Consider the following 12,386-nt stretch of genomic DNA (forward strand, 5'->3'; position numbering starts at 1 on the left):
GTCGTTGCGGCGGAGCTTTGCGGCAAAATCGCGGGCTGGCAAATCGGCCGGGGCGACCCGGCGGCGTCCGACGCTTTCACCCGCGCGCCATGCTGTCGGCGGGCGGACCAAATCCGCCGGGGCCACCGATGCATTTGCCCGAACGCGCGCGTCCATGGCATGACGTCGATCAGATCACAGAATGGGGAGAGACCGCGTTATGGACGCGAAATTGCGCGAATTGATCGACCGGCACGAGATCTGGCAGGTGCTGCTGCGCTATTGCCGCGGGCTCGACCGGATGGACAACGAACTCGCGCGCTCCTGCTATTTCGACGACGCGATCGAGGATCATGGCCGCTTCGTCGGCGCGCCCGATCCGTTCATCGCCTGGGCCGATCAGGTCACCTTGATGTACCAGTCGACCCAGCATGCGGTGATGAACCATGTCTGCGACCTGCAGGGCGACGACGCCTATGCCGAGACCTATTATCAGTTCACCGGGGTCGCCGCGACGCCGCCGCACTTCATGTCGACCGGCCGCTATGTCGACCATTTCCAGCGCCGGAACGGCGAGTGGCGGATCGCCAACCGGGTGACGATCGTCGAGGGCACGTTCGATCTGCCCGACGCCGCGATCGCGGCGCAAATGCCGCCGGCCTATGCGCCCGACGAAACCTGTCCCGCGACCCGCGACCGTAACGACGTCAGCTATCACCGCCCGCCGGTACCGCGCCGCCCGCGCGACTGATCTTCCGGACGCGGCCGACCAGGCGTGACAGGCCGAGCCCGATCGCGAGCAGCGCGACCGTGGTGACGATGAAGCCCGTAGCGAAATGCCGCGGGTCGGTGCCCGGCGCCATCTCGCTGCCATGGGCGAAACCGTGCGCGACCGCGAAGGTCGCGACGATCGCGGTCGCGGCGGCGATCGGCGCCTCGATCCGCAGCAGCAGCGCCAGCCCCAGCGCGATCGGCGAAGCGAGGATCAGCGTCTCGGCGATCGCCATCGTGCCGCCGCTCGCGCCATGGACGAAGCCCAGCGCCATGAAACCGACGAATGCGGCCGGGCACACCCACCAGCGGCGCGGAAAGGCGATCCCCGCCCACAACCCGACCATCAGCATCGTCGCGAGATGATCGAGCCCGGTCAACGGGTGGAGCAGCCCGGCGACGAAGCCAAGATCGGCGCCATGGCCGGGATGGGCGAGCGCGGGCGAGGCGGCCAGCGTCAGCGCCGCGAAGGCGGGCAGGAGGGCGACAAGGGGCAGGCGGATGCGGGTCATGCGTGCTTCTCCTTGCGCGGCGGCAGCCCGCCCTTGGCGATGATGAACTCGGCGATGTCGGTGACGCCCTGGCCGGCGCGGACATTGGCGAACACGAACGGCCGGACTCCGCGCATCTTCTTGGCGTCGCGGTCCATCACCTCCAGGCTCGCGCCGACGAACGGCGCCAGGTCGATCTTGTTGATCACCAGCATGTCCGACCGGGTGATGCCCGGGCCGCCCTTGCGCGGGATCTTGTCGCCGGCCGACACGTCGATGACATAGATCGTCAGGTCGGCGAGCTCGGGACTGAAGGTCGCCGCCAGATTGTCGCCGCCGCTTTCGATCAGGATCAGGTCGAGCCCCGGGAAGCTCTTGTGGAGCTGGTGGACGGCAGCGAGGTTGATCGACGCATCTTCGCGGATCGCGGTGTGCGGGCAGCCGCCGGTCTCGACCCCGATGATCCGGTCGGGCGTCAGCGATCCCGCCCGGGTCAGGAATTCGGCGTCCTCGCGGGTGTAGATGTCGTTGGTGATAGCGGCGATGTCGTAATCGTCGCGGAAATATTTGCACAGCGCATCCATCAGCGCGGTCTTGCCCGAACCGACCGGGCCGCCGATGCCGACGCGCAGGGGGGATATGGATGTGCTCATGTCCGGAACAGCCTCGTATATTGGGTTTCGTGCGCCATGCAGGCGAGGTCGGCATAGAGACTGGCGGTCCCCAGCAGATCGAACGGGTCGCCGTCGGGCAAGGCGAGCGCGGCCTCGACCGCGGCGAGGATGGGGCCGCGCAGATGGCGCATCACGATCTGCCCGTCGGTCTGGCCGAGCGGGATCAGCCGCTGCGCCGCCGACACGAGATTGGCGACGACCCCGTGCAGATAGGCGGTGAGCGCGGGCTTGATCGCGATGCCATGGCCGGCGGCGACCGCGGCGACGACGATTACATAGCTCAGATCGGCATCGTCGACTGCGTCGAGCATCGCCAGCGCCGCGACCGGCACCGTCGCGGCGGCGATCCGGCGGAAGGCGGCGCCCTGCGCGGTCGCCTCGACCCGCCGCTCATGGCTGGTGAGCGTCGCGGCGGCGAGCATGGCGAGATCGGCCAGCCGGTCCTGGTCGCGGGTCGTGGCCGCGCGATGGGCATGGACGAACAGCACCAGATCGCTGCGGATCGCGCCATGCGCGACGATGTCGGCGATCCACGCTTCGGTCGAGGCGCGATCGGTCGCATGGCCGGCTTCGACCGCCCATTCGAGCCCGCTCGAATGGGCGAAGGCGCCGATCGGATAGGAAGGCGAGAGCCACGACATCAGGTCGTAGAGCGCGCCCTCAGCCATGGTGGTGATGCGCGTGGTCATGCTCGTCGTCATCGTGATGATGGTGATGGTGGCCATGCTTATGGCCGAGCTGCGGCACCCCGCCATCCTCGGCATAAGCGCCGCCCTCGGGATCGAACGGGGCCATGATCCTGTGGGTGTGGCCGCCGAGCCCCGCGACCATGTCGGCGATGACATGATCCTCACGGATGCGCAGCCGGTCGCCGAGCAGCTGGGTCGGCAGATGGCGGTTGCCGAGATGCCAGGCGATCCGCACCAGCGCCGGCAGGTCGTGGGCATGGATCTCGATCAGCGCCTCGGGCGCGGCCTCGACCCGGACCACCCGGCCATCGTCGAGCGCGAGCCCGTCGCCGTCGCGCAGATGGACGCTGCGCGGCATGTCGAGCAGGATCTCCTCGCTCCGCGTGGTGGTGAACACCATTCGCCGCCGGTTGCGCAGATCATGGTCGATCAGCAGCGTGTCGGCGGCATCTTCGACGCCCTTGGTGATGATGCTGACGATCCTGCGCATAGGCGGCCTCAATAGAGAAAATAGCGTTGGGCGAGCGGCAGTTCGGTCGCCGGCTCGCAGGTCAGCAACTCGCCGTCGGCGCGCACCTCATAGGTCTCGGGATCGACCTCCATATGCGGCAGCGCATTGTTGAGCTTCATCTGCGCCTTGCCGATGCCGCGGGTGCCGATCACCGGTCGCACCATCCGCTGCAGCCCCAGCCGCCCGGCGACGTCGTCCGCGATCGCCGCCTGCGACACGAAGCTGATGCAGGTGGCCGCGATCGCCCGCCCGTACATCCCGAACATCGGCCGGGCATGGACCGGCTGCGGGGTCGGGATGCTGGCATTGGCGTCGCCCATCATCGCGTAGACGATCATCCCGCCCTTGATCACCAGGTCGGTCTTGGCGCCGAAAAAGGCCGGGTTCCAGATCACCAGGTCGGCGAGCTTGCCGACCTCGATCGATCCGACCTCATGGCTCATGCCCTGTGCGATCGCCGGGTTGATCGTATATTTGGCGACATAGCGGCGTGCGCGCAGATTGTCGTTGCGCTCCGGATCGCCGGGCAGGGGGCCGCGCTGGACCTTCATCTTGTGCGCGGTCTGCCAGGTGCGGGTGACGACCTCGCCGACCCGGCCCATCGCCTGGCTGTCCGACGAGATGATCGACAGTGCGCCGATGTCGTGGAGGATGTCCTCGGCGGCGATCGTCTCCTTGCGGATCCGGCTCTCGGCGAAGGCCAGGTCCTCGGGGATCGACGGATCGAGATGATGGCACACCATCAGCATGTCGAGATGCTCGTCGATCGTGTTGACCGTGAACGGCCGGGTCGGGTTGGTCGACGACGGGATGACGTTGGCGAAGCCCGCCAGCCGGATGATGTCGGGGGCATGGCCGCCGCCCGCGCCCTCGGTGTGGAAGGCGTGGATGGTGCGGCCCTTGAACGCGGCGATCGTGTCCTCGACGAAGCCGCTCTCGTTGAGCGTGTCGGTGTGGATCATCACCTGGACGTCATGCGCGTCGGCGACCCCCAGGCAGCAGTCGATCGCCGCCGGGGTGGTGCCCCAGTCCTCGTGCAGCTTGAGCGCGGCGACCCCGGCGCGGACCTGCTCGACCAGTGCGTCGGGGCGGCTGGCATTGCCCTTGCCGGCAAAGGCGATGTTGACCGGCAGTCCTTCGGCTGCCTGCAGCATCCGCGCGATATGCCACGGCCCGGCGGTGCAGGTCGTCGCGTTGGTGCCGGTCGCCGGGCCGGTGCCGCCCCCGACCATCGTCGTGATCCCCGAGGCGACCGCCTCCTCGACCTGCTGCGGGCAGATGAAGTGGATATGCGCGTCGACCCCGCCCGCGGTGACGATCTTGCCCTCGCCGGCGATGATCTCGGTGCCCGGGCCGATGACGATGTCGACCCCCGGCTGGATGTCGGGATTGCCCGCCTTGCCGATCGCGGCGATCCGCCCGCTGCGGATCGCGATGTCGGCCTTGTAGATGCCGCTATGATCGAGGATCAGCGCATTGGTGATCACCGTATCGGCGGCGCCGGCGGCGTTGGTGACCTGGCTCTGCCCCATCCCGTCGCGGATAACCTTGCCGCCGCCGAACTTCACCTCCTCGCCGAGGATCGTGCAATCGCGCTCGACCTCGACGATCAGCGCGGTGTCGCCGAGCCGGACGCGGTCGCCGGTGGTGGGGCCGAACATGTCGGCATAGGCCGAGCGGGCGATGCGGTAGGGCATTATCTATTCCCCTCCCTGCAAGAAAGGGCCTTCTTGTTCCCCTCCCTGAAAGGGAGGGGCAAGGGGTGGGTCTGCGACCAGCCGGGCTCGATGCCCGGATGGTCGCTCTTGCGGAGCGCGCGGAGGCTCGCTGGCGCTCGCCACCCACCCTTCGTCAGGTAAACCATGCCCCCGGCATGGTTTAGGGATTGCCGGGGGCAATCCCGACCTGACGAACCTCCCTTGCAGGGAGGGGAGAAGAAGCCAGGCACCGCTGGCTGCATATCCTGCCGCATCACAACGTCCCCATCACCTTGCCCTGGAACCCGATCACCACCCGGTTCCCGCGAAACGGCACCAGGGCCACCTCGCGCGACTGCCCGGGCTCGAACCGCACCGCGGTCCCCGCCGGAATGTCGAGCCGCTGCCCCTGCGCCGCGGCGCGGTCGAACAACAGCGCGTCGTTGGTCTCGGCGAAATGATAATGGCTGCCGACCTGGATCGGCCGGTCGCCGCTGTTCGCCACGGTCAGCGTGGTGACCGCGAGGCCCTCGTTCAGCACATGCTCGCCGTCGTCGGTCAGGATTTCGCCCGGGATCATCGCGGCCTCATCGGATCGGGTGGTGGACGCTGACCAGCTTGGTCCCGTCGGGAAAGGTCGCCTCGACCTGGACGTCGTGGATCATCTCGGCGATCCCGTCCATCACCTGGTCGCGGCGGATGACGTGCGCGCCGGCCTCCATCAGATCGGCGACGCTGCGTCCGTCGCGCGCGCCCTCGATCACGAAGTCGGAGATCAGCGCGATCACCTCGGGGTGGTTGAGCTTGACGCCGCGATCGAGCCGCCTCTGCGCCACCATCGCCGCCATCGATATCAGCAGCTTGTCCTTTTCGCGGGGGGTCAGGTTCATCTCAGCAACTCCATGTGCGCGGCATCGCCCGGCCGCCGCGCAGGACGGCGAGCACCCGCAGCAGATCGTGGCGCAGCGCGGCGCCGTCGCGCGCCAGCAGCCGGGTGACCAGCATGCCGTTCCAGCAACTCGCCGCCGCCATCCCCGCGGCATCCGCCAGCGCCTCGCGGACCGCGCCGAGCAGCGCCGCCGCCCGGGTCGAGACATGGATCACCACCGCCATCGCCCGTGCGCCCGCGCCGATCGCCGATCGCTGCAGCAGTGCGTCGACCGGCCCGTCGAGCCGCATCGCGTCGGCATAGACCAGCCGCCCGTCGCGCCAGATCCGCCAGCGATCGTCGAGCAGCCCCGACGCCATCGTCTCGCCCATCGCCGCGCGGCCGAACATCACCGCCTCGACCCCCAGGAAATGCGCGTCGTCCGCCATCCGCACCTCCATCGTCCGGCGCAGCCGGGCGCGATCGAACAGGATCGTCTCCTGCGGCAGCCATTCGGCGTCGGCCCCGGCGTCGATCGCGATCCGCGTGTCGAGCGTCGCGGTCTCGCCACCGATCGCGCGATAGATTTTCTCGGCGGCCTGGGTCGTCACCGTCGCCGCGCTGCCCGCCCGCCACGCGATCTGCTGGCTGAGCCGGTCGCCGCCCGCCAGCCCGCCGCTGGTGTTGAGCAGGATCGCGCACGGCGGCTCGGCGCCATGGACGCGCGGCACCCGGAACTTGAGGCAGCCGCCCTGATAGCCCTCGGCGATCGTCGTGCGGCCGTCATGATCGGCAAAACCCAGCCGCAGGTCGCCGCGGCTGCGAATCGTCGCGAGCATGGCTTCGGCGCCGGAAAGCGCGCCGATTATCGGGGCCGACAGCGCCGCGCCATGGCCGTCCATCTCGGGTCCGTTCGCCTGCTTCATCCCCATAATAAGCGCATAGTCGGCCCGCTTGATCAACGCCACGCCGCCCGACGGCGGGTGGGGCGTTTGACGTATTGGCCGTCGACCGCCGGAAAGTGGTTGCGCGGCTGTCCGGCCCCTACGTCAAATGACGCATATCGTGCATTTCTGCCACAAAGCACCCTTTCATCGGCGCTGGCTGACCTGTCGACACACCCATCGACATGGAGCCGGCAGGTGGGCTTTTCACTGGAGATATCGATAATGGCCAAGCGGCTTCACGCAAAAATCCTGATCGGCACCTTGCTGGCGAGCGTCGCGCTGGTGAGCGGCTGCCACAAGAAGGATGCGGGCGCCGCGGCGGCTTCCGGCGACAGCGTCAAGGTCGGCGTACTCCATTCGCTCAGCGGCACGATGGCGATCAGCGAAGTCACCGTGAAGAACAGCACCCAGATGGCGATCGACGAGATCAACGCCGCCGGCGGGGTGATGGGCAAGAAGGTCGACGCGGTGACCGAGGACGGCGCGTCCGATCCCGCGACCTTCGCGCAGAAGGCGTCGAAGCTGATCGACAGCGACGGCGTCGTCACCGTGTTCGGCGGCTGGACCTCGTCGAGCCGCAAGGCGATGCTGCCGGTGTTCGAGAAGACCAAGAACCTGCTCTGGTACCCGGTCCAGTTCGAGGGCAATGAATGCTCGCCCAACATCATGTATTCGGGCGCGCAGCCCAACCAGCAGATCCTGCCCGCCTATGACTGGGGCAAGGAAAAGGGCTTCAGGAAATATTTCCTGGTCGGATCGGACTATGTCTTCCCGCGCACCGCGAACCTGATCCTGAAAAAGCATATCGAAAGCGACAAGCTGACGCTGAGCGGCGAGGAATATCAGCCGATGGGCGGCACCGACTTCTCGGGCGTCGTCGCCAAGATCAAGGCCGCCAAGCCCGACGTCATCTATTCGACCCTCAACGGCGACAGCAACGTCGCCTTCTTCAAGCAGATGGCCGCCGCCGGCCTGAAGTCCGACGTGCTGCCGGTGATGTCGTTCAGCATCGGCGAGCAGGAGGCCAAGTCGATGGGCCCTGCGCTGGTCGAGGGCAGCTATGCCGGCTGGAACTATTTCCAGACCGTCGCCAATCCCGAGAACGCCAAGTTCGTCGCCGCCTACAAGGCCAAGTTCGGCCCCGACGCGGTCGTCACCGATCCGATGGTCCATGGCTATATCGACGTCTATATCTGGAAGGCCGCGGTCGAGAAGGCGCAGAGCTTCGACCCCGCCAAGGTCCGCGCGGCGGCGGTGACCCTCGACGCGATCCCGACCCCGCTCGGCACCGTCAAGTTCGCCGCCAACAACAGCCTCGTCCAGACCGGCTATATTGGCCAGGCCGATCCCAAGGGCCAGTTCAAGATATTGTGGACCTCGAAGGGCACGATCGACCCCAACCCCTATGACGCGCTCGCCTTCCCGGGGAAGACCTGCACGATTTGACGCAACGTGCGTCATCCCGGCGGAGGCCGGGATCTCAGGAGATTGAAGCGCGCCCTTGCCGCCTGAGATCCCGGCCTCCGCCGGGATGACGAGAGGGGGCACCGACCATCGCAACCGGAGCCAGAGGACCGACAGCATGGATTTCGTCTTCCTCACCGGACAGATCTTCAACGGCTTCAGCGTCGCGTCGATCTATATCCTCGCAGCACTCGGTCTCGCGCTCAGCTTCGGGCTGATGCGGGTGATCAACATGGCGCATGGCGAAATCCTGATGGTCGGCAGCTATCTCGCCTATCTCACCATCATCTTCGTGCCGGGCCCGCTCGGCATCCTCGCCGCGATGGCGGTCGCCTTTGTCGGCGCCGGGCTGCTCGGCGGGCTGCTCGAGGTGACCCTGGTCAGCAAACTCACCGCGCGCCCGCTCGACACTCTGCTCGCCACCTGGGGCGTCAGCCTGATCCTCCAGCAGGGCGCGCGCGATCTGTTCGGCGCGACCGGGGTTTCGGTCACCGCCCCGGCCTGGCTCGACGGCGCCTTCGCGCTCGGGCCGATCGAACTGCCGATGGCGCGGCTGTTCATCCTGCTCGTCGCCCTGTGCGTGCTCGGCGGGCTCGCGCTCTTCCTGCGCCTGACCCGGATCGGGCTGCTGGTCCGCGCGGTCAACCAGGACCGCGCCACCGCGGCGGCGATGGGGGTCAACGTTCGGCAGGTCGATGCCTTCATCTTCGCACTCGGCGCCGGCGTCGCCGGGATCGGCGGAGTGGTGCTCGCGCTGCTCGGACCCGTCACACCCAATGTCGGTCAGAGCTATATCGTCACCGCCTTCCTCGTCGTCGTGCTCGGCGGGCTCGGCTCGATGGTCGGCACCACCATCGCCGCGGTGATGATCGGGCTGTTCATGGCGCTGGCGCAGATCTTCGTCGACGTCAGCTTCGCCCAGGTGCTGACCCTGCTGTTCGTCGTCCTCTTCCTCCAGTTCCGGCCGCAGGGCGTCGTCGCGATCCGCTCGCGCGCGCTCGACGCCGAATAGGAAGGCCCGCACATGCGCAACCTCCCGCTCAAGACCATCTCCGGCAACCTCGTCCTGCTGCTCGGCATCGCCGCGCCCTGGCTGCTCTCCTCCTACGACCTCAACCTGCTCGGCCGGTTCCTCGCCTTGTCGCTGACCGCGATGGGGCTGGTGCTGCTGTGGGGCGAGGGCGGGGTGCTCAGCCTGGGGCAGGGGGTGTTCTTCGGGCTCGGCGGCTATGCGCTGGCGATGCACCTCAAGCTGAACGGCCTCGGCAGCGGCGAATTGCCCGATTTCATGATGTGGAGCGGGGTCACCACGCTTCCCTGGTGGTGGGCGATCTTCAAAAGCCCGGTCGCGGCGATCGCCGGGGTCTTCGTGATCCCGGCGGCGATCGGCGCGGGCTTCGCCTGGCTGATGTTCCGCCGTCGGATCGGCGGGGTCTATTTCGCGCTGATCACCCAGGCGCTCGCGCTCGCCTTCGCGACCCTGCTGATCAGCCAGCAGGGCACCACCGGCGGCTTCAACGGCCTGACCGATTATCATGAACTGTTCGGCTTCAATCTCAACGACGAGGGCGTCACCACCGCCATCTACTGGATCACCCTCGCGCTGGTGACCGGCAGCTTCTTCGCGCTGCGCTGGCTGCTCGCCACGCGTTACGGCAAGCTGCTGCGCGCGGCGCGCGACGGATCGAACCGGATGCGCTTCCTCGGCTACGACCCCGCGCCCTACAAGGTCGTCGCCTTCACGATCGCGGCGATGCTCACCGGCGTGTCGGGGGCGATGTTCACCCTCCATGCCGGGGTGGTGTCGCCGACCTTCGTCGGCGTGGTGCCCTCGATCGAGATGGTGATCTGGGTGGCGATCGGCGGACGGACCGTACTGATGGGCGGGATCGTCGGCACGCTGCTGGTCAATTTCGCCAAGGACAAGGTGTCGACCGCTTTGCCCGAACTCTGGCTCTATGCGCTCGGTGCGCTGTTCATCGTCGCGGTGACGATCCTGCCGCGCGGCGTCGCCGGCGAGTTCGGTGCCGACAGCCGCTTCCGCCCGCGCCGCCTCGACGAGATCATCGCCCGCCGCCGCGCGGCGAAGGTGACGCTGTGACTGCGGCCGCCCCCATGCTCCAGATGGAGAATGTCACCGTCGATTTCGACGGCTTCAAGGCGATCGACGATCTCAGCCTGACCATCGCCTCGGGCAGCATGACCGTGGTGATCGGCCCCAACGGCGCCGGCAAGTCGACGATGTGCGACACGATCATCGGCCGGGTCCGCCCGACCGCCGGCCGCATCCTGTTCCACGGCGAGGCTATCCAGCGCGAGCCCGAGCACCGCATCGTCGGCAAGGGCATCTGCCGCAAGTTCCAGACCCCCGGCGTGCTGGTCGGCCTGTCGGTGATCGACAATCTCGCGATCGCGGCGATGACGGACCGGCGCTGGTGGAAGAGCTTCACCAGGGCAGGCGAGGACGAGGCGCGGGCAAAGGCCGAGGATATCCTCGCGCGGGTCGGCCTCGACGATCGTCGCGATGCGCTCGCCGGCAATCTCTCGCATGGCGAGAAGCAATGGCTCGAAATCGGCATGGTCGTCGCCACCGACGCCGAACTGCTGCTGCTCGACGAGCCGACCGCGGGGATGGGGGCCGCCGAGAGCACCCGCACCGCCGAGATCGTCAGGGCGCTGGTCGGCAAGCATGCAGTGCTGGTGATCGATCACGACATCGACTTCGTCGCGCAGTTGAACGGCCATGTCGTCGTCCTCCACCAGGGCCGTCTGCTGCGCGAGGGCACCCTCGACGCGATCCGCCAGGACGAGGAGGTCGCCGCGATCTATCTGGGGAGGGCGAAATGACCGACCTCATCAACCTGCGCAGCGTCAGCGCCGCTTATGGCAAGGGCCAGGTGCTGTGGGACGTCGCGCTCGACATGAAGGCGGGCGAGGCGGCGACCGTGCTGGGACGCAACGGCGTCGGCAAGACCACGCTGATGAAGACGATCATGGGCCAGCTGCCGGTGCTGTCGGGCCATATCTACGTCAATGGCGACGAGGTCACCGCGATGGGGGCGCACCAGCGTGCCCGTGCCGGCATCGGCTTCGTCCCCCAGGGCCGTCACGTTTTCCCGCATCTGACCGTCACCGAAAATCTCGAGGTCGGCCTGTCGGCGCTTTCGCGCAAAGGCTTCACCGGGCCGAAGAAAGTCCCCGACATGGTGTTCGACCTGTTCCCCAAGCTCACCCAGATCGCCGACCGCAAGGCGGGCGTGCTGTCGGGCGGCGAACAGCAGCAACTGGCGATCGGCCGCGCGCTTGCCGGCCAGCCCTCGCTGCTCCTCCTCGACGAGCCGACCGAAGGCATCCAGCCCAACATCGTCCAGCAGATCGAGGATGCGCTGCTGCGCGTGCGCACCGAACTCAATGTCGCTATCCTGATCGTCGAGCAGAATCTCGACTTCGCCTGGTCGTTCGCCGACCGCTATTTCGTCATGCAGCGCGGCCGGATCGTGCGCGGAGGGCGGACCGCGACCGACAGCGCGGCGGATGTCGCGCATCTGGTGCATGTGTGACGTACGCGGGCCTGTCCCAGGGCGGGTGTGGATCAGATTTGGGGCGCGCTGCTGCAGGATCGCAGCCAATAGACCGGATATCCGGCGACTTCCCGCGTTATCGAATATAGATCGCGCCATTCGACATAGGCCGGATGCACCGATCTGATCTCCCGCACGCCGCATTTTGCGAAGGCGAGACGGGTGCGGGCAATATGGAAATATTGGCTGATCACCATCGCCGAACCCCAGCCATGCGCCTTCATGATCGCCGTCGCATTGCGAGCGGTAGCCCAGCTTGTGATGCCGAGCGGGTCGGCGACGATCGCGGCGTCGGGCACGCCCCGCGCTAAGAGATAGCGGCGCATCGCGGCGGCCTCGTCGGTGCCTGCGGGATCGACGCCGCCGCTCACGATGATCGCCTTGACCAGGTGCGCATTCCACACCCGGATCGCCTCGTCGAGCCGGGCGGCCAGGCGGGGCGATGGTTGGCCTTCGCGAGTGACGCTATTGCCCAGCACGACGGCCACGTCGCTCGGGCGCCGATCGTCCCATAGACCCCGGGCGCAGATCAGGCCGGCTGCCAGCAGGAACGCCCCGATCGACCATGTCAGCCCGCGCCCGGCGAGACGTGCGGCGCGGCCGGCGATAATATTGGCCATGAGCAGCGAGCCCCATGATGTGGACGATCCCGGCTAATCGGTCGGATCGCGGGCGACAAGGGCGTCCGCTTGCATCATATTTGGTTTTCGCGCG

The 12,386-nt window shown here is 67.5% G+C and carries 15 protein-coding genes; 6 read left to right on the plus strand and 9 right to left on the minus strand.

Translation table 11 applies throughout. The features are described 5' to 3' along the window. Positions 1–199 precede the first annotated feature (199 nt). Positions 200–730: a nuclear transport factor 2 family protein gene (locus AC1RM6_RS02735; RefSeq protein WP_493098058.1), complete on the plus strand. Its 531-nt coding sequence runs from the start codon at positions 200–202 to the stop codon at positions 728–730. Here the strand turns inward: AC1RM6_RS02735 and AC1RM6_RS02740 are convergent. From AC1RM6_RS02740 to AC1RM6_RS02775, 8 genes are all read right to left on the minus strand, one after another. Continuing rightward, a complete protein-coding gene (locus AC1RM6_RS02740; protein ID WP_493098059.1) occupies positions 687–1,262 on the minus strand; it encodes a HupE/UreJ family protein in 576 nt (191 codons plus the stop codon). The genes AC1RM6_RS02735 and AC1RM6_RS02740 overlap by 44 nt on opposite strands. After that, a complete protein-coding gene (gene ureG / locus AC1RM6_RS02745; protein ID WP_493098060.1) occupies positions 1,259–1,894 on the minus strand; it encodes an urease accessory protein UreG in 636 nt (211 codons plus the stop codon). The genes AC1RM6_RS02740 and ureG overlap by 4 nt, the downstream gene beginning before the upstream one ends. Further along, positions 1,891–2,640 (minus strand): urease accessory protein UreF, encoded by a 750-nt coding sequence (locus tag AC1RM6_RS02750; protein ID WP_493098061.1) that lies wholly within the window; start codon positions 2,638–2,640, stop codon positions 1,891–1,893. The genes ureG and AC1RM6_RS02750 overlap by 4 nt, the downstream gene beginning before the upstream one ends. Beyond that, positions 2,576–3,094 (minus strand): urease accessory protein UreE, encoded by a 519-nt coding sequence (locus AC1RM6_RS02755; RefSeq protein ID WP_493098062.1) that lies wholly within the window; start codon positions 3,092–3,094, stop codon positions 2,576–2,578. The genes AC1RM6_RS02750 and AC1RM6_RS02755 overlap by 65 nt, the downstream gene beginning before the upstream one ends. 8 nt (positions 3,095–3,102) lie before the next feature. Beyond that, positions 3,103–4,812 carry an urease subunit alpha gene (gene ureC / locus AC1RM6_RS02760; RefSeq protein ID WP_493098063.1) on the minus strand — a complete coding sequence of 570 codons (1,710 nt, stop codon included), beginning with the start codon at positions 4,810–4,812 and terminating at the stop codon, positions 3,103–3,105. A gap of 274 nt (positions 4,813–5,086) precedes the next feature. Continuing rightward, the gene (locus AC1RM6_RS02765; RefSeq protein WP_493098064.1) at positions 5,087–5,392 is read right to left on the minus strand and encodes an urease subunit beta; all 306 of its coding nucleotides are present in this window, start codon (positions 5,390–5,392) and stop codon (positions 5,087–5,089) included. A 7-nt stretch (positions 5,393–5,399) separates the two neighbouring features. Beyond that, the gene (locus tag AC1RM6_RS02770) at positions 5,400–5,702 is read right to left on the minus strand and encodes an urease subunit gamma (protein WP_493098065.1); all 303 of its coding nucleotides are present in this window, start codon (positions 5,700–5,702) and stop codon (positions 5,400–5,402) included. Position 5,703: 1 nt separating this feature from the next. Next, complete coding sequence (locus AC1RM6_RS02775) at positions 5,704–6,642, minus strand: urease accessory protein UreD (protein ID WP_493098066.1); 939 nt, start codon at positions 6,640–6,642, stop codon at positions 5,704–5,706. Between the two features lie 207 nt (positions 6,643–6,849). Here AC1RM6_RS02775 and urtA point away from each other — a divergent pair, with 207 nt between their 5' ends. The 5 genes from urtA (at position 6,850) to urtE (ending at position 11,651) form a co-directional block, all read left to right on the plus strand. After that, positions 6,850–8,073: an urea ABC transporter substrate-binding protein gene (gene urtA, locus AC1RM6_RS02780; protein WP_493098067.1), complete on the plus strand. Its 1,224-nt coding sequence runs from the start codon at positions 6,850–6,852 to the stop codon at positions 8,071–8,073. A gap of 136 nt (positions 8,074–8,209) precedes the next feature. Beyond that, the gene (gene urtB / locus AC1RM6_RS02785) at positions 8,210–9,103 is read left to right on the plus strand and encodes an urea ABC transporter permease subunit UrtB (RefSeq protein ID WP_493098068.1); all 894 of its coding nucleotides are present in this window, start codon (positions 8,210–8,212) and stop codon (positions 9,101–9,103) included. A 12-nt stretch (positions 9,104–9,115) separates the two neighbouring features. Then, positions 9,116–10,192, plus strand: coding sequence for an urea ABC transporter permease subunit UrtC (urtC, locus tag AC1RM6_RS02790; RefSeq protein ID WP_493098069.1), 1,077 nt, complete (start codon positions 9,116–9,118; stop codon positions 10,190–10,192). Then, a complete protein-coding gene (gene urtD, locus AC1RM6_RS02795; RefSeq protein ID WP_493098070.1) occupies positions 10,189–10,938 on the plus strand; it encodes an urea ABC transporter ATP-binding protein UrtD in 750 nt (249 codons plus the stop codon). The genes urtC and urtD overlap by 4 nt, the downstream gene beginning before the upstream one ends. Further along, a complete protein-coding gene (gene urtE, locus AC1RM6_RS02800) occupies positions 10,935–11,651 on the plus strand; it encodes an urea ABC transporter ATP-binding subunit UrtE (RefSeq protein WP_493098071.1) in 717 nt (238 codons plus the stop codon). The genes urtD and urtE overlap by 4 nt, the downstream gene beginning before the upstream one ends. Positions 11,652–11,683: 32 nt before the next feature. Here urtE and AC1RM6_RS02805 read toward each other — a convergent pair whose 3' ends face one another. After that, the gene (locus AC1RM6_RS02805; protein WP_493098072.1) at positions 11,684–12,292 is read right to left on the minus strand and encodes a YdcF family protein; all 609 of its coding nucleotides are present in this window, start codon (positions 12,290–12,292) and stop codon (positions 11,684–11,686) included. Positions 12,293–12,386 lie beyond the last annotated feature (94 nt).

The sequence above is a fragment of the Rhizorhabdus sp. GW822-FHT03C02 genome (assembly GCF_058801765.1).